Annotated in this window: 11 protein-coding genes; all 11 read right to left on the bottom strand. The window is 43.5% G+C overall.

Annotation, left to right across the window (positions count from 1 at the left end; translation table 11 throughout):
* Nucleotides 1-4: 4 nt before the first annotated feature.
* Complete coding sequence (locus HMAT_RS24775) at nt 5-1,597, bottom strand: RagB/SusD family nutrient uptake outer membrane protein (RefSeq protein WP_104385517.1); 1,593 nt, start codon at nt 1,595-1,597, stop codon at nt 5-7.
* 32 nt (nt 1,598-1,629) lie between these two features.
* Nucleotides 1,630-4,596, bottom strand: coding sequence for a SusC/RagA family TonB-linked outer membrane protein (locus HMAT_RS24770; RefSeq protein WP_104385516.1), 2,967 nt, complete (start codon nt 4,594-4,596; stop codon nt 1,630-1,632).
* Nucleotides 4,597-4,607: 11 nt separating this feature from the next.
* Nucleotides 4,608-7,193, bottom strand: a complete 2,586-nt coding sequence (locus HMAT_RS24765; RefSeq protein WP_104385515.1) for an alpha-amylase family glycosyl hydrolase — start codon at nt 7,191-7,193, stop codon at nt 4,608-4,610.
* A 195-nt stretch (nt 7,194-7,388) separates the two neighbouring features.
* Nucleotides 7,389-8,375: a LacI family DNA-binding transcriptional regulator gene (locus HMAT_RS24760; RefSeq protein WP_233789578.1), complete on the bottom strand. Its 987-nt coding sequence runs from the start codon at nt 8,373-8,375 to the stop codon at nt 7,389-7,391.
* A gap of 581 nt (nt 8,376-8,956) precedes the next feature.
* Nucleotides 8,957-10,240 carry a Gfo/Idh/MocA family protein gene (locus HMAT_RS24755; protein WP_104385513.1) on the bottom strand — a complete coding sequence of 428 codons (1,284 nt, stop codon included), beginning with the start codon at nt 10,238-10,240 and terminating at the stop codon, nt 8,957-8,959.
* A 109-nt stretch (nt 10,241-10,349) separates the two neighbouring features.
* The gene (locus tag HMAT_RS24750; RefSeq protein WP_104385512.1) at nt 10,350-12,191 is read right to left on the bottom strand and encodes an alpha-L-fucosidase; all 1,842 of its coding nucleotides are present in this window, start codon (nt 12,189-12,191) and stop codon (nt 10,350-10,352) included.
* A 52-nt stretch (nt 12,192-12,243) separates the two neighbouring features.
* Nucleotides 12,244-13,194 (bottom strand): SGNH/GDSL hydrolase family protein, encoded by a 951-nt coding sequence (locus HMAT_RS24745; protein WP_233789576.1) that lies wholly within the window; start codon nt 13,192-13,194, stop codon nt 12,244-12,246.
* Nucleotides 13,195-13,238: 44 nt separating this feature from the next.
* Nucleotides 13,239-15,881: an alpha-L-fucosidase gene (locus HMAT_RS24740; protein ID WP_104385511.1), complete on the bottom strand. Its 2,643-nt coding sequence runs from the start codon at nt 15,879-15,881 to the stop codon at nt 13,239-13,241.
* A 77-nt stretch (nt 15,882-15,958) separates the two neighbouring features.
* Nucleotides 15,959-17,725, bottom strand: coding sequence for a RagB/SusD family nutrient uptake outer membrane protein (locus HMAT_RS24735; RefSeq protein ID WP_233789575.1), 1,767 nt, complete (start codon nt 17,723-17,725; stop codon nt 15,959-15,961).
* Between the two features lie 14 nt (nt 17,726-17,739).
* A complete protein-coding gene (locus HMAT_RS24730; protein WP_158656131.1) occupies nt 17,740-21,276 on the bottom strand; it encodes a SusC/RagA family TonB-linked outer membrane protein in 3,537 nt (1,178 codons plus the stop codon).
* 250 nt (nt 21,277-21,526) lie between these two features.
* Nucleotides 21,527-22,801 carry a FecR family protein gene (locus HMAT_RS24725; protein ID WP_104385509.1) on the bottom strand — a complete coding sequence of 425 codons (1,275 nt, stop codon included), beginning with the start codon at nt 22,799-22,801 and terminating at the stop codon, nt 21,527-21,529.
* Nucleotides 22,802-22,832: the final 31 nt, after the last annotated feature.

Raw genomic sequence — 22,832 nt, 5'->3', positions numbered from 1 at the left:
TCAATTAATTATAACCCGGGTTTTGAACAAGATTTGAGTTAGCAATCAAATCTGATGCAGGAATGGGGAATAACACCCGATAGCTTTCAACTGCCTGTCCTGCCAATACACCGCCTTTAAACGGCCAGAGGTAATTATCGCCCGTAAATTTGCCATAGCGAATCAAATCAGATCTTCTAAATCCTTCCCAGTACAGTTCCTTGACCCGTTCATTGAGAATATCGTCCAACGAAAGATTGGTTAAGTTTCCGCTGTTGTTACCATAGGCACGGACACGCAACTTATTCACATAATCAAGTGCCTTGGTCATCGTTCCACCTGTTCCACCACGCAATGTCGCTTCGGCATAAATCAAATTCATCTCAGCGAGGCGGATTAATGGAAAGTCTACAGATGCCACAAAGCCTTCTGCAGCGGTAGGTGCCGATCCATCCCTGTTCACATTACGGAATTTGGTCACAGCCAATCCCTGCTTATAAACAGCGATATCTTCAATTTTAACACTTGTATTTAAGTGAAACATCGCACGTTTGTCCGTTGCTCCGGAATAATCACCAAAAATCGTTGCGATATTATCGCGTACGCGGTTACCAGCCCAACCACCTCCGGGGACACCAAAGGAAGTAGGATTCATTGTTGCATCGATAGCAGCATTGATAAGATATGTCGTTCCACCTTTACTTTGTGTTTTGGTACCGTCATAGGGTAGGTAAAAGATAAATTCAGGATTGTTGACATCATTATCCGCATAAAATAATTGGCTATAATTTGTGCCCAAGCTATAACCTGAGTTTAGCACCTTTTCGGCATAGGTAATGGCTTCGCCATATTTTTTATTGCCAGTTCCCAGGTACACCTCGGCATTGAGATACAATCTGGCCAATAATCCCCATGCGGCTACCTGATCAATACGCCCATAAACATTTTGTTTGGCTCCTTTCAGTTGATCAGCGACTTCCAAAAGTTCTTTTTCCACATAAGCAAAGAGTTCAGCTCTCTTAATCTGCGGTGGAGACACCTTCCCTACGGGTGTTTCTTCGGTTACAAAGGGGGGATTTCCAAACAGATCAAGCAATACCCAATAGTTGTATGCACGCAAAAACCGGGCTTCGGCACGATAGTAAGCAATTTCGCTTTTATCTGCATCCGAGATACCGCGACTGCTCAATTTCGCATCTGTACTTTCTCTTAGAAATTCATTGACGAGCGTCGCACTATAAACACACCGGGTGTAAAGACCGCGGAGCATGGGGTTACTATCATCAAACTTGAGGTAATCCAAACCGCTAACCCCGCCATCATTAAGCCATGCACAAGCGGCCTCGTCTGTTGTCAGTTCCTGTGCATTCCAAAAAAGACGCAAGAAATCCGAAGTACCCGCATCCAGACCACCTAGATCGGTATTGTTTGGCCCCGAGGTACTGGTCATGGTCAATGAACCATATAATCGCGCAAAAGCCATTGTATATCCTTTGAAATCCTTATAGGCTAGATCCGCGGTGACATCGTTGGTCGGTTTGAGATCCAAATCCTTATGGCAGCTCGAAAGCGATAGTGCCATTAAACAGACCGTTATATATTTATTTAGTTTTTTCATGTTGTTTATGCTTTAAATCAAATTCTTTCAGTTTAAAAATTGACATTGACTCCGAGTACATAGGTACGTGGTCTAGGATAAAAACGATCATCGATACCATTGGAAATTTCAGGATCCACGCCTTTGTATTTTGAAATCGTAAATACATTTTGCACGGTAGCCGAAATCGAAAGCGTAGCTTTGCTGTTGCGGATAAAATGACCAACCTGATAAGCGACATTAAGGTTATCCATCTTTAAAAAGGAAGCATTTTTGACATAATAATCACTGAGTAACTGTTTTTCTTTGAAATTGGTATTCAAAAAGTCCACAGGTGCATTGTTGATCACCAAAGATGCCTGGTCGATCACATTGTAACTGCTGCCAAAATTGGACGAAACATTATCGTATACATAGTTATCCAAATTGGCTCTCAAAGTTGTGCTTGCAGACCATTTTTTGTACGAGTAGGCAGCTGAAAAACCGATCAGATATTTAGGCAAAGGCGATTTATACATGTAACGGTCGCTATCACTGATCACACCATCGCCGTTGCGATCTACATACAACCCCTCTACTGGTTTTCCCGCATCATCATATACCTGTTGATAGACCCTAAAGCTATATGGTGTATACCCCACCATGTGGGCCTGAATATTATTGCCCGTGCCACCACGGATACCACCTGTTTCGATCATAAAATTAGGATCTTCGGATAGTGTCAAATTGGTGACTTTACTTCTGTTATAGGTCAGGTTGATGCCAAGGTCCAAGGTTGAATTTTCGGTTTTAATCGGCAACACATGTAGATTAAATTCAAGACCTTGGTTTTCCATATTACCGACGTTGGTCAACAGAAAATTGCTAAAGTTGGAACCCACCGCAATTGGAATGGTACTCAAGAGGTCCTTGGTTTTCTTCGAATAATAGTCCACGCTACCATAAATGCGATTATCGTTAAAACCAAAATCGATTCCAGCATTATAGGTTGTGGTACTTTCCCAACGGATATCAGCGTCGTAAACGACTGGCGAGTACAAATAGTAATATTCATTGCCAAAACGGTACATCGACTGGTCACCACCGATGGTATAATTAGGCATATAAGAATAATTTGCTATACCATCCTGTTGTCCGGTTTTTCCATAACTCAACCGTAGTTTCAGATCCGAGATTGCGTTGTGATCTTTTAAGAAGCCTTCGTTTTTTGCTCGCCAGGTAAAGCCCACCGATGGAAAATATCCCCAGCGATTATCGGGACTAAATCGGGAAGATCCATCCGCCCTTAACGTTCCGGACAGCACATAACGGTTATCATAGGAATAGATCATCCGTCCATAATAGGAGATCAGCAGGTTTTCAGGTTTATCAAAAGGAAGATTCACCGAGGTCAATACGTCCCCTGCCTCATTGGTGCGATCGAAATTATAGGACTTCGTGCTATTTTTGTAATAGCCATAACCCAAGGTAGCGTCGATATTACTTTTTATAGCTGGCAATTCTTTATCATATTTTAAATAGAATTCCAATACTTTATTGTTGATATCTGACTTATACTGTGTACGTTCCCCACCTTCATTAAAATTACGCGCCGCAATAGCGGGTGTCAGGGTGTTTCCTTTAGCACGAGCCAAATCATAGCTCACATTCAGGTTAACATGAAGCTCGGGCAAGAAATGCATGCTGTAGTCCAATTTGGCATTTCCCGTGCTCCGAAAGACATCTCCAATATCTTTGCGCAACTCCAGTAATGCTAAAGGGTTTCTGGGCGAATTTGGATTCGGTTTCCCTCCCTGTATCCATTCGTAGTATCCCCCAAAGCTATTTTTATCATCAACATAGACCGGTTGGGTCGGATCAAACTGTATGGCTGAACCGATAGCGTCCTGCGTTGCGAATTTGGATTTCGACCAAGTTGCGCGTGCGTTTACCTCCAGTTTCAGATGATTATCGAAAAAATTGGGCGTCAAGGCCAGCGAAGTTGCTGTCCTCTTCATGTTGTCATTTTTCAGCACACCATTCTGATCCATATATCCGACCGAAACACGATAGGGCATCTCGGCAACTTTTGAGGCGATATTGATATTATTATCCGTTGTAAAAGCATTGCCATAGATCACATCCTGCCAATCGGTATTCGCTGTTCCCAATAGCTTTTTCATCGCGTCGGTTCCATTTGCATTGACATAATCACGAATCTGGTCTGCGGACAATAGATCGACTTTCTTGGCTACTGTCGCCAGTGAATTCTGTGTACTGAAATTGACCTGCGTACCGGCACGGCTACCTTTCTTGGTGGTAATCATAATGACACCATTGGATGCACGCGAACCATAGATTGCTGTTGCATTGGCATCTTTCAGGATAGTAAACGTTTCGATATCATTTGGATTAATCATACTCAGGGGATTGGCAACCCCTGAAATGCCACCACCGGCCAATGGGATTCCATCAACAACAATAAGTGGATCATTGCTGGCGTTCAGGGAAGCTCCCGTCCGGATACGGATTGTACTTCCTGCCCCGGGCTGTCCACCACTGGTTGTGATCTGCACCCCCGGTACCTTACCCATTATGAGCTGCTCAGGAGACGAAATCTGCCCTTTTTGAAAGTCTTTTGATGTCACCGTACTGATTGATCCCGTAAGATCACTTTTCTTTTGTGTACCGTAACCGATAACAACGACCTCCTCCAGCGCACTCGTATTGGATTTAAGGTAAAGGTTTAACGGATTTCGTCCATCGTTCACTTGAATTAGCGTATCCAAGCTCGCGTATCCGACCATGCTCACTTTCAGGTGCAATTTCCCCGTTTGCAGTCTATCCAAGCTAAAATCCCCATTCGCATTGGTAGACAGCGATTTTTGAATATCCTCGAAGCGCACTGTGGCACCGAGCAAGGAATTTCCTTTCTGGTCCATTACTCGCCCTTGAAGCGTCGCCTGTTGGGCGAATGCCGAAGCACTTACCCCAAGTAGCATGTTCAGAGCCCAAAATGGACGTAATAGCTGTTTGTTCATAAAATAACCGTTTATTTATTTAGTTTTGTTTTGCTTATCAATTGGTATTGCCCCGGTAAAAGGCTTAGTTTTGACTGGCCAGACCAGTTGAGCTCTTTCCCCGTAAAATTATCCACCCACCGCCCCTGTAATGCTTGTGGCAATGCAAACTCCGCATTTTCCACTCCGAAATTGCCAAGTACCCCTACTTGTTGCCCATCCTTTTCCAGTACAAAATATTTCACCGCATCTTTTACACCTGCGGCAGTGATATTTCCATTTTGAAAGATGTTATTTTGCGTTTTAAAACGTGTGAGTTTGGCATAGGTCTCAAAGAGCTGCCTACGCCCGTCTTGTTGCAGATAATTCCATAAAAGTGGTTTTTCGCCCGTACGTCCATTTTCGTCGATAGACACATCATAGCCATATTCACCAAACTGCCAGATCATCTTTGGTCCCGGTGAAGCCAATAAAAACAGGGCCGCCAATTCCATACGATTGAGCGCTGTATTCAAGTTCTTGATGTTATAGCTACCCGATGAATTCCCATAATTCAGGCATTTGAACAACAGCCGTTGTTCGTCGTGACTTTCCATATAGGATACAAAAGAAGGCTGTGCCATACCGTGGCTGGAGGCAAACAATCTGCCCAGATCTGATCCATTATTTGCATTCCATCCCATTGCTGCTTCATTGAAGACAGTATTCATATTATTCCAGAGCAGCATGCCCGATTGCGCCAGCTCCATTTCTTCCTGATCCCCACCAAGATGTTCAAGAATAATATAACAGGAAGGATCTATGCTATGAATATGCTGCTGGTATTGCTTCAAAATGGCCACACGGGATGCATCATAGGCATTCCAGGCGCTGAGGTCATTTTCCGAAGTCCCCGAATTTTTCTGGGTGAATCCTTTGGACAAGTCAAATCGAAAACCATCAATTTTATACTCTTGCATCCAATAAGTCAACACATCCTTAACAAAAGTTTGAGTATAGCTACTTTCATGGTTGAAGTCGAAGCCGACATTAAACGGATGTCTGGCGACGGTATTGAACCAAGGACTATTCCCAGCGACGTTGCCCTGTTCAAAATAAAGCTGTACAAGTGGGGACTGACCAAAAGCATGATTAAATACAACGTCCAAAATCACGGCAATACCGTTTTCGTGACAAGCATCCACATAGGCTTTCAAGTCATTTTTCAATCCATAATATTTATCCAGAGCGCGATGGAAAGAAGGATTATACCCCCAGGTCGAATTTCCCTCCGATTCCTGTACAGGCATCAATTCAACCGCATTAACCCCTAAGCGTTTTAAATAAGATAGGGAGTCTTTTAGTGTGGTATATTGATGCTGCTTGACAAAATCGCGGACCAACAGTTCATAAATCACCAGATTACCTTGCGCAGGCTTAGTAAACGAGCTATTTTTCCAGGAATAAGCCTTCGGCGCGAGATCCAATACAGCTACAATTCCGTGCGCTGCTGCCGGATAAGCTGGTAGTACAGCACTTGTCAGGCCCAGGGCCGGATCATTTTTTGGATCGAGAATGAGTTCGGCATAGGGGTCAGCAATATAAAGCTGACCGTCGACCAAAAACTCATAGGTATATTTTTGGGAGAAATCCAGATTAGATAAAGTCACCCACCAGGTTTTACCATCCGGTGTCTGACTCATCGCATAGGCTGGCAATGCTTTATAACCGTTAAAATCCCCCAATAGATACACACTATTTTTCAAGGGGGCAGTCAACGCGAAACTGACTTGTCCTTTTTCCTTATTGATCGTCGTCCCGTTGGGATTAACGCCTATTGGAAGCGCCGCTATGACCGGTTTTGCCTGTACAAATAATGTGATTTTAGTCGTAGCGACCTTGCCACCGATCTCCAGACGTGCCTCAAACTCATGCAGCCCATTGCTTTGTAAGCTGACGGATTTTTCCAACGACAGCGCAGCAGTAGATTCTGCTAGTTGCTGGCCATTGTCCCAGATACTGATTTTTCCGGACTGGGTTGCCTGAACTTCAAGCTTCAAATCTTCGCCAACGACATACATATGCTCTGTTGTAATCGGATCAGTAGGTTGGAGTGTTGGGGACACAAATCGAATCGCCTGCACATTGCCCACCACAAGAGGCAGAAATAAATCTGAATTATTCTGGTTTCGTTGGACCAGCGATCCATCGCCATTGCGGACCAAAAATGCCAGCTGACCAAAGGCCTCAGCGTTATTCAGATTAAAGAATTTAGCGGGAGTAAATGTGAAAGAATAAAGTCCAGCCGCGATAAACTTCAATTTGTAGGCATTGTCGTTCATTGACCAGTTTGTCACTACATGTTGCCAGTTGCCACCATTGACAGGGATCAATCCAGCGTGTAAGTATAGATCTGCTGTACTGCCTTTTAACGCAGCATTTCCTTTTGAAAAATCAAATTGCAATGTAATTTCCCGATCCCAGAAGAGAAATGGAGAAGAAAGATTGACAAGGCCAGTCCCCTGCTGTTCAGTCACAGGCGGCTGTTCAATATCAACGATATCTTTTTTATTTGCACATGATGATAATAGGACGACCATCCAGAGATATCCTATTAAACGAGTGATATGCTTCCCCATCGATAATTAGTTTTCATTGGAAATTGACATTGGGAACGTTCCCGAAATCAAGGTAAAAAGAAATCGCCTATTGCGATTTTCCGGATTTACCCTTCCAATATTTTATACAAATTGATTATTTAAATACTTTCGGGAATGTTCCCGAAAGTAACCAAAGCTAAATAATGGGATAACAAAAAACAAATATTTTTTTTCTTATTTCAGGCTAGATTTTTGAAAAATAAGCTGGGAATCAAGATAAACCGAATTAGCAAACTTATCATTAGTTGGATCATCCATCTTATCCAAGAGGTATTTTGTTACTAATTCGCCCATTTCATAAGCCGGTTGTTTCACCACGCTGAGTGCTGGATCAATGAGATCGGCGATATCCAGACAGGAAAAACAAATGATCTTGAGATCTTCCGGAATCCGGATCCCTTGCCGCTTGGCAACACGGATACTGGAAATTGCCAAGCGCTCAACGGAAGCAAATATAGCATCTGGCTTCTCTCTTTCGATCAAAGCCGCAATATCCCGCATATTTTGTTCCGCATCGTTGACGGTATCCAAGATAAGTTCCGGATGAATCGTCAGTCCAGCTTCCCGCAAAGCTTTCTCGTACCCATCTTTACGGACTTTACCAATAGAAACATTGGGATTGATGGCGAGGTAAGCAATCCGTTTGCAGGCATTCGTAATCAAATGCTTCGTTGCGAGGTAAGCAGAATCAAAGTCATTCCCCGTGATGTACCCCCCTTTCCAGTCGTCATATGCACGGTCAAAAAACATCACCGGAATACCCCGTTCTTCCAGCAACTGGATATGGGAGTGATCTTTTCCTTCACCTGAAGCCGAGATGATAACACCATCCACACGTCCATTCGCCAAGGAACGAATAATAGACGCCTCATTCTGCACCTGATGATCCGTCACGTAAATTAAGGTATGGTAGCCTTTTGACCGCGCCACAGCTTCAATGCCCTTGATGGCCTGTGAAAAAAACTTATTGCCAAATTCGGGGATAATAATCGCAATAGTCAGGCTTTTGTTCGCTTTCAGGCTACTTGCATAAACATTTGGTGAAAATCCTATTTCTTCGGCCATAGCCAAAATACGAGCTTTCGTAGCCGGATTAATATCCACGTTATCCCGAAATGCACGGGAAACGGTGGACTTTGACAAGCCTAGTCGTTTGGCCAAATCTACTATTGTTAATTGAGACATATCGGGGTTCCCTCTGCTGTTCGTATTTAATAATTGCGTAATACAAATAAAGCAATTATCTCTCCAGAATAGCAAATTTTCTTTTTTGTTCCCTCTGTTTTAAATCTGCTAGTCATGAATTTTTTTATCACCGTATAAGAAAAGCAATCTAGTGATCAAACATTGTAAATGATTACTCCAATATGCTAGCTTTCATCATCTTTCCGCCATCAGATAACTTGCCTATTTCGGCCAGTCAAAAACTAGTTTTACCTAATACCATTTTCGTACTTTACTCGGTGCTTATTCGGTATTTGTTCGGTACTACTTCGGTTGGCACCGAATAAGCAACGACTAAGTTCCGAAGAAAAAACGTCTATTATACGAAAGAATGTTAAAGTTGATAGCGAGAAAATATGAGGTCAAACTTGTCAAGTATGCGATTCGATGTCTATAACATGTTGCTGTCTAAAATAGGGTAATACAGGTCTGTATTGTGGTAGAAATATTGATCAATAAACAAAACAGGCTTGACAAAACAATCTTGTCAAGCCTGAGTCGAAAATTTATAGCGAAGACTAGAATTTTCTAAAATCCCATTCACCGCGATAGGGTCGGCTACGCATGAGATTAGCATATTCATTGTCGAACTGTTCTTTTTGTGGATTCCATTTCAAATCCTTTTGAAGTTCATAAGCAATATTGATGGCATTGCACACTGAGCTCGTCCGGTGACCTATTTCAACATCACAGATAGGCTTACTTCTTTTTTTAATCGCATCAACCCAGTCCTGATAGTGATTATCGCTATAATACAGACGACGATCTGCAGATGTCAATTTAAGATTGGCCAAATTTTCCGGATTCGAGCGGATAAATTCTCTGCTTACTTCAATCTTACCTTTTTCACCGATAAACTGAATCGCATTATGTACTCCCCATTGCACATGATTTACCTTAACACCATTTGCGTAGCTAAAGGAAAGCCCCGTGTTGCTATTGGCTTCTTTGGGTGGATTAAACTGAACTGGGCCAGATTCGTCCATGCCCAATGCCCATTGGACGATGTCAAACATATGCGCCCCCCAATCTGTGATATAACCACCGCCAAAATCGCGATAGCCGCGCCACCATGCCCATTTATCATCTTCCAATGGCGGACTTAAGATTGGGTTGTATCCCCTATAGGGTGAAGGTCCTACCCACATATCCCAGTCGAGATAGTCGGGTGCCGGCATGGATGGAAGATCACATTGCTTGACCGGCTCGCCAACAGATACGTTGATTTCCTTTATTTTACCGATATAACCGTTGAGAACCAGTTCTGCGGCCTGTCTAAAATTGTACGACGAACGCTGCATGCTACCTGTTTGAAATACACGTTTATATTTCCGGGTTGCATCGACCATTGCCCGACCTTCGGCAATAGTAAGCGCAAGAGGTTTCTCACAATAGATATCCTTGCCAGCTTTAGCAGCATCGACCGCAATCTGTGCATGCCAATGATCTGGTGTTGCAATGACAACCGCATCAATATCTTTCCGACCCAACAGTTCCCGATAATGGTGATATGCCTTGATATCGGTTTGTGCCTTTGACAGTTCCGTTTGCTTTTTTGTTGTTGCAGTAATAAATGCAGCCAATTTGTTACGATCTACATCACAGGCTGCTAAACTAGCGATTTCCTTACAGCGATTGAGGCCATTCATTAAGGTATAGGATTGTTTTCCTACACCAATAAACCCAAGATTGATGCGATCACTTGGTGCAAGGAATCCATTTCCGCCCAACACAACGCGAGGGACAATTGTAAAAGCCAAAGAAGATACAATCCCCTTGGCTATAAATTCTCTTCTTTTCATTCTTTATTTTATAATTTATTTTCTGTTCGTCTTTACCGGCACTTTATCAGGCCTTTGACGGCAAATTGGTTTAGCTATAAAGATTTGTTCAGGTTCTCCTAAAGATAGTTTATTCTTGAATGGGAACCAAGGTAATCGACGCAATCTCCGGCAGAGTATCACCTTCGATGGCCGTAGCTTGCAAAATCACCTTTGTACTGGGCTCGCCAATCACTTGCTGAGATACCTCTATGGTCCCCATACTCACTTCCTTAAATTTAGTTTCTTGTTCAGCTATAAATGCCCATGGAAGTTGCTGGCCGAGCATCGAGAGCATAATTTTTCCTCGACGCTTGTTGTTGGGCAGATAATTAATGAGCACCTTATACTTACCGGGTTTTTGAATTTTGATATCCCAAAATATCCTGTCCTGGAGATCTTTCCATTGGCCGATAGCGTTTGGCCGATTGGGATCATGGGTATGTGCGCCAATTATTTTCAACCCCTTCCCTTCTTGTAGTTTTGCATTATTTGCATTCATTACAATACGTCCATCGGCCTGTGTCTGGGTCAAACTTTCCTCGACAATTGGCTTTCCCTGTATTTCAACAACAATAACTTTCGGACCTTTGCCTTTATCAAAGGTATCGACAGGAATTACAGGTTTTCCATTCTCCGAGGCGGGTTTTAATTTCGTTTTGGGCAAAGCCAAAGTATAAACAGCTGTCACCTTGTTTTTGATAGGAAGATCTATTTTTCCACTGGCAGGACGGTCAAAGACATGCAGGTATAATTTACCATTCTTTTGAGTGCAATAGCCCCAATCCAAGGCCTGAAAAGGACTGGCCGTAGTTCCGTATATCGCTTCACTATTGATCTTCATCCAATCACCGATCTGTTCCATAATCCGCACCGCAGGTTCGGGAATTGCTCCATCGCCATCCGGACCGACATTCAACAGAAAATTGCCACCTTTACTCACCGTTTCTACAAATAATTGCATGATCTTGGGGAAGCTTTTCCAGTTTTGATCGTGAGCACTGTAACCATAACTTTCATTCATGGTATGGCTCACCTCCCAATACATGCCAGGTAGACCTGTCGGTGGAATATATTTCTCCGGAGTTCCAATATCACCGTTCTTATTTTCAAGTCCATTCCAAAATCGATTATTGATAATAATGTTGGGCTGCCATTTGATCAGATCTGTCAAAATATGTTTTGTGCCCCAGGCTTCGCCCTCATGCTGTTTGCTACTGAAATCGGGCCATAACATATCCAAGCGCCCATAATGTTGGGCAAGTTCTTTAATTTGACCGTAGAGATAAGCTTTATAGCGCTCATGATCAGGCTGATGCTTATCCGTATTCGGATTTAACTGAAAAGCCTCATAAGAATCTGGATGCTGCCAATCTAGCAGCGAATAATAGGCCCCTACCTTCATTCCCTCCTGACGGAAAGCTTCCATAATTTCGCGGTAAAGATCTCTTCCCTTTGGCGATAAATTTGCCGTGCCCGTTACCTCGTTTTTCAGCGCATAGGGCTGCTGACTATTAAATAAGCTAAAGCCCTCATGATGCCGCGAAGTCAGTACCATATATCGCATTCCCGTTTTTTTTGCAAGCCGGGCCCAGGACTTCGGATCGAAAGAATGTAATGTAAATTTTGGTTTCAGCGCTTCAGCATACTGCTTACTAGGAATTTTACCCCAAGTCTGAATCCATTCGGCATAATGTTGTGGGTATTGCTTTCCCTCAAAAGAACCTCCTGCGGCGCTGTACAAGCCCCAATGGATAAATAGCCCAAAACGGGCTTCCTTAAACCATTCCATGCGCTTATCTTGAGTCTCTTGCCAACCAGTCACACCTTCATAAGGTGGCGACTTGGTCTGTGAAATGGCGCCCTCGGTCATGCACAACAACACTCCCACTGCTGCTGCACACTTCCACTTAAAAAAATTGATTTTCATCATGATATAGATTTATACATAAAAGTTCATTCATTCGGGTGATAAATATCGTCGATCAGAAACCCAAAGTTTTAATTTCTGCCTGAATAGCAGCATATGCTTTGCTTGCATCTTTCATTGGAATTCCTTTGGATAGTCCAGGTCGTTTATGACCTGTAAAAGTCAACCATGCGTCTTTCATAATCGTCTGTCTTTTCAAAACGAGCGCATACAATTGCAGAAGTTTTGGCTTATCGTGCAAATTGTCGTCCCATGTGCTTTCAAGCGGAAAGTTAGGCATCAGGTGCGGCACAATTTCCTTTGCCATCAGCCAATGGCCCAACTCTCCGGGGTGTACCCCATCTGCTGCCAGTTTAAATTGAGCATCTTTCTCGATCTTGGCTTCCAAATAACGACGCATGGGAAAATGGAGGTCGATGATTTCCCAGGACTGCTTTCTGGCATAGCCGATAAGCCATTCAGCATAACGATCCAATACTTTATTATAGCCATTGAGTCGAAGCTGCGGATCATCATGTACCGGAGGAGTCATCCATATCATGCGTTTGACGCCCTGCTCAACCAAGCGTTTGCGCAAGCGGATAATTCCATCTTTATAAGCTTCAAAACGGACGGAATCAAAAGGAAGATAAATGCCATCATTCATGCCATAACAGACGAAAACAACCTCAGGTTTGATTTTATCAAGCACATTGTCCAAACGGTCAAATAGACAAGGTCGTGGAAATTTTCCATCGGCATGATTCGGTTCACTGAGTCCAGAAACGGTCTCACTTGGTAGCCCCGAATTAATAAATTGAGGTTTCCTTTTCGGATGACTGCTCAGCAATAGACTTTCGGTCATAGCGACGTATTGCCCGGCGTAAGTAATGCTATTGCCTAAAAAAAGTACTTTTTGCCCATCGTTCCAAGCAAAACTATTTGCTTTTTTTTGCCCAATAGCTTGCGCATACCATAAACTTAAGCAGAAGAGTAGCGACAAAACGCGCATTTTTTTTGTATTCATTATTAGTTTTTACATCGTTATAATTGATACAGCCAATATTAGAATTAGCTTAGTTTTATTTTGAGTGCGTAGCCCAAACTGTTATTTTGCATCTTCTTGGGTAATTTCAACTGCAATCCTTGGTCATCCTGCCAAAAATGGACCGGACCAAACCCTAAGATTTCCACTGATTTCACTTTAGCTTTATTTTGGTTCAGGGACTTTACCTTGACGACCCCATCCTTGGGTGCTACGAGAGCCATGACATAGACAAAATCTTTCTTCTGTGTAAACCAAAAATCCAAGGCCGTAAATGCGGCTTTAAATCCCTCTCTTTCCCGTTGTTCGGTGTCTGTTATCCGAATTATTGTTGGTCCCTCGTGTGCGATGGTCCAAGGCGATGTCCCATAAACTGCTTCAGCATTGAGCTGTAACCATCTCCCTAAGATAGCAAGATTTTTTTTTACAGGTGCGGCTACATTTCCTTGTGCATCGGGACCAATATTAAGCATATAATTACCCCCTTTGCTGACAATTTCCAACAGCCAATACCGTAATTCATTCACATCTTTCCAATCATGGTCATAAGATTTATAGCCCCAAGAATGGTTGAATGTCCCGATGGCTTCCCAAGGTTGGGTAAAATGCTCCGAAGGATCGGGAATCCGATTATCACCCGGAATGGCATAATCGCCCATGCCATTGCCAATCCGTTCGGATACAATGACATGGGGGTTACACTCGTACACGGTTTTATAGAAACGAAAACTCTGCTCAGCCGTCATCAGTCCGGGCATATCAAACCATATATATTTTAGCTGCTTAAATCGGTTCAAAATTTCTCTAACCTGCGGAATTGCTTTTTCATTGAGATAGGAAGCAAAGGAATTTGTACTTGGATCCCAAAGGTTCGCCCCAAAGGCATCAGTTTTTTTGTTTAGCATATCATGCTGTGCTTTTGTAGCGGCATACTGTGCGTCACTACCGTCTTTCCAATCAATGTTATGGGAATAGTAGACGCCAAAATCGAGTTGATGACGAATGCAAGCATCGTAAAGTTCCTGAATAATATCCCGTTTATAGGGTGTCGCTTGTATCACGTTAAATGGGCTTACAGCTGAGCCATATAGGGCAAATCCATCGTGATGCTTGCTGGTCACAACAAGATACTTCATACCGGCATCCTTAGCCATTTTAACAATTTTATCGGCATCAAAAGATTGCGGGGAGAATTGATCCGCTAATTTGGCATAGGTGGACCGTGGAATTTTTGCAACCAATTGAATCCATTCGGCTACACTTGGACTACCCAGATCTTCTATCTTCTTTCCATTCCATATACCTGCTGGAATGGCGTATAGCCCCCAATGAATAAAGAGTCCAAATTTTTGTTGCTGAAAATCTTTGAGTACCTGTGCCTTCTTCTTATTCATCTCCTGCCATTCCTCCATCAATTGCGCAAGCCGATGTCTTTGCTTGTTCCATCGCATCAATGCTTCTAAATAATAATAGTCTGCATATACCAAGGGTACGTCGATCTCCCCTTTATGCGGGATACTGCCCACACTATGCTCCAAGACAAACAAGCCATTTGCTCCAACCTCACTGGAGTATTGTGGCGAACCTAATGATCGCAAGATCATTTCGGCCACATCTAAATATTCCTGCTTTCGTCTGGTTCCCATATAGTCAACCAGTTCCAGCAATGCCGAAGCAGTGACTGCGGCAGCAGAAACATCACGCGGTACGGTCTTAAAATCAGCTTTACGATAATCCCAGTTTGGAAAGAATCCTGGCTGGTCGACATCAAAATCCCATAGCGGCACCTTATCTTGGGGTAGACGCGGATGGTTTATATAAAAATCCGCCATTTTTTGTGCGGCTTCAAGATACTTTGGGTCTTTCGTTTCACGATACATCAGCACAAAGCCATACAATCCCCAAGCTTGCCCTCGCGCCCAAGCAGAATTATCAGCAAAGCCCTGCGCAGTTTCCCTACTCAATACAGCACCTGTATTGGGATCATAGGCAACCACATGATACGAACTATAATCTGGACGATATTGATTTTTTAGTGTTGTCTCGGCATGCCGAATGGCCACATTACGGTAAATAGGATCTCCCGATAACTTTGATGCCAAAAAAAGAAGCTCCAAATTCATCATATTATCAATAATGACCGGAAAATCATATTTATGCTTACCATCCCAGGAATAAAATGTATCCCAAGATTTAATTGCTCCCACCTTAGGATTGAAACGCGTCAACAAGGATTTGGCACTCTGGATCAAGATCGATTTGAAGGTAGTGTCTCCTGTCAATCGATAAGCATTTCCATAACTACAGTTCATCACAAATCCAATGTCATGATGGTTTGTATTAAATTGATTTTCGCGTAAAGAATTCGTCCATTGTAATGCAGCTTCACGCCATTTATCATCGCCCGTATATTCAAAAACATACCAAAGACAGCCCGGCCAAAAGCCACCTGTCCAATCGCGAATATCTGTAAATGTTGTTTTCCCGTTGGGATCTGCCGATCGCGGATACTTACTAAGGTCTTTATGTTTGTTATAAAGTAATTCATACTGCCCTTCCGCCAAATCAAATCCTTTTTTAACCATATCGCTTGTATCGGCATGTAGAAGAAATGGATTAAAAAACGTCAAAAAATAAATAACGTATAGGCTATATTTAAAAATAATCATGTGTCGGTTTATTTTATATCAGGCTGGGGAAAAGCCTAGATAGCTCCTGTTCCCCAGTCTTGTTTTACTAAAAAGAACTAATCAATCCAACCTGGATTCTGCACCAAGTTCACATTCATCTGTATTTCTGAGGTCGGAATAGGCCATACGGTCAAGAAGTCACCTTTATAGCTGTAATTCCCAACATTTGTTCCCCAGACCTGCTTACGTCCATTGCCTGCTTGAAACACCGTCTCTTTCCAGGTTCCCCAGCGCAATTCGTCGAAGTAATTGATTCCTTCATTCGGGAACTCCACACGACGTTCGTTGCGAATACGCAGGCGTAAGTCGTCCTTTCCCCCAACAGCCGTTGCAGCATTAGAATTTAACAGTGCGACACCAGCTCGCTGCCGTACTTCGTTGACTTTTGCAATGGCCTCATTCAATTTCCCATCTTCATTTAACGCCTCAGCCCACATCAGCAATACGTCGGCATAGCGGAAAATAGGAAAATCGATGGGCCCATAATTACGATCCACAATCTCATTGACTCCTTCGGCGACGAATTTTCGGTAGAAATAAAAGAAATTGATCTGCGTATCGCTCTGAATATCGCCATCTACCTGTGCCTGTCCACGAAATGGCCAGCGCATAAATTGAAGGCTTTCCACATTGGTAAAATTATAGGCGCCCCTAAAAGTCGAATAAGGCGTCACGACATTGGCCTGCAAGCGGGGATCACGGTTTTCATAGGCTTTTTTGATACGCTCTTCATTACCTTGCGACAGATATAGGCTCATCTTTGCTCCTCTCAACGAAGCAGCCGCCTTCTCTGCCTCCGTCAGGTTGTTGCGTAGAAAAAAGACCTCCCTTTCATTTTCAGTTAAACTACTGTACCCAGGAATGATTTTATCCCATTCAAATTTAGAACCGTCGCTATTTTCATAGAGATCGACCAGGTGTGGTGAAGGCATGTAATAATTCCAGCCCCGCGAATAGACCGAGGGCCAACCGCAAAACAATTGCATATTATTTCCATAGCCCGACTCACTCCGATGTTGAATGGAAAAAATCATCTCAGGACATTGCTCATTAGCTTCCTTAAACAAAGCTTTATAATCAGCGAAGAGTGTGTGGCCCGCATCTTTTACTTTTTGAAAATCAGCAGCAGCCTTTGCCCAATCTTTTCGATAGAGATACACTTTACCCCGTAAGGCATAAGCAGCCGCTTTGGTTGCATGTCCATAATTCGCATTGCCCGCGGGATAGCGATCCGGAAAATTAGTTTCTGCAATACAATCGTTCAGGTCAGCCAGGATTTGATTCCAGACATCATCTTCCGAACTACGTCCTTTGATAGCCTCGGCCGCCGTAAAAGGCTCAAGGTAAATAGGTACCCCTTTGTAGAGCTGATTGAGTCGAAAGTAAAAGTAAGCGCGTAGAAATTTAGCTTCGGCTACATATTTCGCTTTCTTTTCTGCTGTTGAAGGCGACTTTATGGGAATATTCTTTAGGGCGTCGTTTGCGCGCTGAATACCTTCGTATTGGATCTTCCAGACATTCACAAATAAGGGATCGCCTGCGGTAATGGTACCTGTCATTAAGGGTTCATCAAAACGTGCCTGCCCAGTATAGGAGAAACGGTCAAACTGATAGAGCTCATAGGGCGAGATCAATCCGCTATGTCCCATTAAGAGTCGAAAGGAACTATAGATTCCCGCAACGCCCAAATCTGTTAAATTATCGGTTGTCCACATCGTTGCCGTGGAAACTGATGAATACGGAGAGGTATCCAAAAGATCTTTTTTGCACCCCGCTATACTTATTAGCAATACAATCGCTAGAATTCTTTTTATCTTTTTCATTGTTCTCATTCGGATTAAAAGGTTAGATTCAAACCCAGTGAATATTGGCGCATCGTTGGGTAGTTTACAACAGATGAATTGATCAACGATGGATCGCTGCTCGCCGGTCCAATTTCCGGATCCAGTCCGGGGAACTTCGTCCATGTCAGCAAGTTTTCGCCAGCTAAATAAATCCGGAGTTTGGCGATCGAGAAACGGCTCGCTAAGCTTTCGGGAAGGGTGTAGCCCAACTGAAGATTTCTCAGCTTTACAAAAGATGCATTATACAAGTAATAATCGCTGGTACGTCCATTCTGTGCATCGGTCACCCCTTTTAAGCGTGGATAATAACCATCTATCCGATTGTTGGGATCCGAGGGATTCGCGGCATTATAATAATAATGATTGTTAGCGACCAATGCGGGAACCGATTTACCCTGCGCAACGATGGACGAATTGAGATAAAGTTCATTCCAATAATACGACATACCTGAAGAAGCGGACCAGATCATGGATGCATCAAATCCTTTATAGGCCATATTGATACTAAGACCATAATTGAATGCCGGTGTTGCCCTCTTACCCATAAACTTTTGGTCGTAGACATTTCCATAGATACCGTCCCCGTTCATATCCGAATAAATCAGGTCACCGTACCAGATCTTGGTGGGATCTATGCCGTCGGCAGGCTGAAATGAATAGCCTGCTGCGACCATAGCCCGCAGCCAGTCCATATCCTGTTCCGTACGGATCATACCATCGCGTGGTCCACCATTTTTGTCGACAGAACCATCAGCTAAGAAGTGGCTTCCTGAACCACGGTATACATTGTACAAATAGAATTCATTGATTTCGTGCCCTTCCAGAATCCGCTGGTTTACCCCGTTAGAAACCATGCCGATATTTGACTGGTAAACTCGATTACCGGCAGCATCAGTGACATAGCCCTCTGACAATGCCCCTTTATATTTTTCGACCCGATTGGTATTATAGGCGAAGTTGGCCGATACCCCATATTTAAAATCGTTGATTTTATCTTGGTATCCCAGCGTCAATTCAATCCCTCGTTTGCTGACTTCGGCAATATTCATCGTTGCTGCTGTAGCGGTCCCTGTTGTCGCCGGAATAGTCGGGACGTATAAAATTCCATCCGTGTAAGCGCGGTAGGCATCGAATTCGACGGTCAATTTATTTTTCAATGCTGTCGCTGTAAAGCCAACATTTGTCGTGGTGGTCGTTTCCCAGTGTAACAGGTCATTTCCTAATTTAGTCTGTGCCAAACCACGGACAGCCTGATTATTGAACGAGTAATTTACAGTACCATATGACGGAAGATGATCGTAATTACCCGGAGATGCATTATTTCCGGTTTTCCCCCAGGAGGCTCTTAGCCGCAAATCATTCAGAAAGGATTTGAGCGGACTCATAAAAGATTCCTCCGAAATACGCCACCCTGCGGAGAAGGCCGGGAAGAAGCCCCAACGTTTGGCGGTTCCAAATCGCGATGACCCATCGTACCGTACCACCGCTTCGGCGAGGTATTTATTATTGTATGCATAATTGGCACGGCCAAAAAAGGACCGCAAACCGTAATCAAGCTCATCGCCTGTAATGGAACTCATTGTTGTCGCCGAATTAAATGTCGTCAAATCGGGATGCACAAGTCCAAGTTTGGCCGCACCAATATTATATTGGTTGAAATACTGTTCATTATACCCCAAGATACCCCCCACATCGTGTTTACCAAATGATCCTGAATAACGCAATACATTATCAATGATCACATTGTAGCTCTTGGTCACGCCATATTGCGTTGTTATTTGTCCTGACGATAGTGCCGCTGTACTCAATTTGTTGGTTGCAAAATTCCATTTTTCATAAGGAACCTGATGGGAATTGGTTTCGGTGTACGTATGGTTATAATTTACCTTTGATTCAAACTCCAGCCCTTTCATTAGATTTAACTTCGCAAATATTGTGGTATTGAAGCGATTGACCTGGTTCTTCCCGCCCATCCCATTTAGAAAAGCCAAGGCATTGTTTGCGGTCGCCGATTCTTCGGCAGCAGCCGGGAAACCATAGACGCCATTGTAGTAAGGATATACTCCGGGCACAGTTTGGGTCAGGTAGGAATATGCGGTAACGACATCGGCCACACTCAAATTCTGTATATCGCCAAAGGTCTGGGTACCCACAGTTAAAAACTTGGCGACTTTGGACTGTAAGTTTATACGCATACGTATCTTGTCCGCGCCAGTTTCGGGCATGGTCCCCGGATTGTTGAAATAGCCTACTGAAAAGAGGTATTGCGTATTCTCGCTGCCACCATTTAAGGAAAGATTGTGATTTTGTAAAAGCTTGCGTTGTCCAAAAAGCACATCGCCCCAATTGGTATTTGGATAAGCGACTTCATTGGGAATTCCAAATTCAGTTAACCCTGTTGGATTTTTTTTCGCTTCTTCCCAGAGATTGATCGTTGCATCCGTATAAACAGCCGCTTGCCCCAAATTCTTGAAGCCTTCATTGACAAGGCGCATATGCTGCGCATAATCGGTGATAAATTCGGGTACATTATTTGGACGCAGCATCGAAACCATGCCCGTATAGGACACATTATTTTTCCCCTTGGCACCTTTTTTTGTCGTTATTAAAATAACGCCATTCGAACCCAACGATCCATAAATTGCCGCCGTTGCAGCGTCCTTTAAAATCGAAATCGACTCCACATCGTTGGGATTGACAGCATCCATGGATCCCACGATACCGTCGATCACCACCAAGGGTGAGGTATTGTTTAATGTTCCCTTTCCACGAATAAGGATATTAGCACCGTCTGCCCCGGGTTTTCCGGTTGTGGTCTGTACATTCACGCCGGCTGCGAGTCCAGCCAAGGAAGACGCAAGCGTGGACGTTGACCGGTTTTCCACTGAACTTCCGTTCACGGTTGATACGGCACCAATCACATTTGCGCGTTTCTGGCTTCCATACCCAACAACAACTACCTCATCCAGGCCACTGACCTCCTCCTGAAGTACGATCGTTAATTCGTCATTTCCAGTGATACTTTTTTCCAAACGTTGGTAGCCTACATTCGAAAATATCAAGGTGCCATTCGCGGCAGGCAACTGAATCGTAAACCTTCCCTCCTGATCCGTGACCGTGGAGATATTGGTTCCTTTCACCGTAATGTTTGTTCCTACGACAGCCTGTCCCTTGCCATTGACGACTTTACCGCCAATGCTCCGCTGCAGGACTTCTCTGCTGTCGGGATTTAGCGGATTTTTTTTTGGTTTTATTACGATCACCTCGTCTTTTTTAACCCACTCCAGATTCAGTGGCGTTACAATGGCGTTTAACGCATCTTCCAATTTGGCATGTTGTATATTGACTGACAAACGTGTCTGGGCCAAGGACTTGCCATTTAAGAAAAAATTGACACCACTTTGTTTTTGGAGATCGCGCATCACCTGGTTTAAAGTCACATGCTTAGCGGTTAGATTTATGGTCTGTGCATTTCCTTCTGCAAACAGCTGCATAGCGGTCAGTAAAGAAATGAGTACGATTAATTTCATAATCAGTATACTTCGTAAAGTTAAACTCCACGGGTGTAGCCTAACAAATGGATAAAAAATCATATGTTTGTACGGTTTGTATTTATTTATAAATGGTTATCAAAAATTTGCCCTCGGGCAACACTTGTAAGTATATGCATCCAATTCAAGGCAGTGCCCCCCAGCACTGCCCTTTTTTGTCTTGCCTATACCCTTCTCCAGCTTAGGTAGAATCCATGATCATTTCTTTTTTCATCATTATTTAAGGTTATTATTGTAATGGTATCACAAACAAGATGTTCTTTTCCTGGCTTTTGCTCAGCTCAAAACGCAGTCCACCTTCTTCCAATACCTCGAGTACTTCCCGGAGTGGCTTGCTCCGTTTTATACGACCATAGAAATGCGTTTGCGGCACCTCGCCCCTGTACTTCACTTCTACATTATACCAACGACCGATCTGCTGCAATGCATCCGGCAGTGGTGTTTCGTCAAAATAAAACAAGCCCTCTTTCCAAGCCGTGAAGGGTGCCGTATCCACATTTGCAACTTGTATATTTCCACCATTGGTATTAGTCGATTGCTGTCCCGGCTTCAAGTATATCGGCAGCGTGGCATGGTTATCGTTTGATAACCTAACCTTCCCTGTGATTAAGGTCGTCTTGATCGTCGTATTTTCAGGATAAGCATTGACATTAAACGCAGTGCCAAGCACCTCAATTTCCTGTCCTTTACTCAGCACTTTGAAAGGTCGCGAACTATCTTTGGTCACCTCAAAAAACGCTTCGCCCAGTAGGATAACTTTTCGTTCATTTTTGGCAAAGCTCATCGGGTATTTTAAAGAAGAGGCCGCATTAAGCCACACTTTTGTACCGTCAGGTAAAGTAACCTGGTACATCCCCCCAAGCGGTGTCGTTAATTCCAACATAACCTTGTTCGGATCCACTGTCATTCCCTGTTTGCCTAAAGAGGCACCAGCAATAGATTTCCCATTTTCGTAGGTAATACTTTCGCCCATAACAATCCCGAATGCTTGCTTATCGAGCTCCAGAAGTGTACCGTCCGCCAAACGAAGTGTTGCACGGTTTCCGCCAGGCTGTACGATATCTTTCTTTGTATCCTGTATCCCAGCCACGTTACTATCCACCTGAACAGGACTTGTATGCTGCCGCTGGAATACCATTGAAAAAATAAAGAGCAGTAGACAGGCCGCAGCAGTCCAATAAGGCCATCGTATAGAAAATATGGTTCTCTTTTGCATTGGCACCATACTTCCTGCATCTATATCCGATGTCTCATCGCTATCTTCGGCCCTGCGCTGAATTCGCTCTTTGATGTTTTCAAGCATTATTTTCTGCCTGGATTCGCTCATTTTCTCTACAGAGGAAGGCTGCAGTAAATTAGCGACTATGGCTTGGTCGATGGCATCCTGGCCACGGATATCAGCAGTAGAAAGCGCATGCCGTAGCCATTCGATCTCCTCAAGCGAACAGTTCCCTTCTTTATATTTTTGAAGTAATTGGTCTATTTTAGATTTATTGGTCTCCACTGAGCTGTATTTTTAAAGTAAATACACATAG

It is taken from the genome of Sphingobacterium sp. HMA12, from assembly GCF_002933815.1.
Lineage (GTDB): Bacteria > Bacteroidota > Bacteroidia > Sphingobacteriales > Sphingobacteriaceae > Sphingobacterium.
This window is presented reverse-complemented; position numbering and strand designations above follow the sequence as displayed.

Excerpts from the sequence above, each read along its gene's own strand:
- HMAT_RS24740 (WP_104385511.1), bottom strand. The coding sequence starts at position 15,881 with ATGATTATTTTTAAATATAGCCTATACGTTATTTATTTTTTGACGTTT.
- HMAT_RS24750 (WP_104385512.1), bottom strand. The coding sequence starts at position 12,191 with ATGATGAAAATCAATTTTTTTAAGTGGAAGTGTGCAGCAGCAGTGGGA.
- HMAT_RS24735 (WP_233789575.1), bottom strand. The coding sequence starts at position 17,725 with ATGAAAAAGATAAAAAGAATTCTAGCGATTGTATTGCTAATAAGTATA.
- HMAT_RS24755 (WP_104385513.1), bottom strand. The coding sequence starts at position 10,240 with ATGAAAAGAAGAGAATTTATAGCCAAGGGGATTGTATCTTCTTTGGCT.
- HMAT_RS24730 (WP_158656131.1), bottom strand. The coding sequence starts at position 21,276 with ATGAAATTAATCGTACTCATTTCTTTACTGACCGCTATGCAGCTGTTT.
- HMAT_RS24775 (WP_104385517.1), bottom strand. The coding sequence starts at position 1,597 with ATGAAAAAACTAAATAAATATATAACGGTCTGTTTAATGGCACTATCG.
- HMAT_RS24765 (WP_104385515.1), bottom strand. The coding sequence starts at position 7,193 with ATGGGGAAGCATATCACTCGTTTAATAGGATATCTCTGGATGGTCGTC.
- HMAT_RS24770 (WP_104385516.1), bottom strand. The coding sequence starts at position 4,596 with ATGAACAAACAGCTATTACGTCCATTTTGGGCTCTGAACATGCTACTT.
- HMAT_RS24745 (WP_233789576.1), bottom strand. The coding sequence starts at position 13,194 with ATGAATACAAAAAAAATGCGCGTTTTGTCGCTACTCTTCTGCTTAAGT.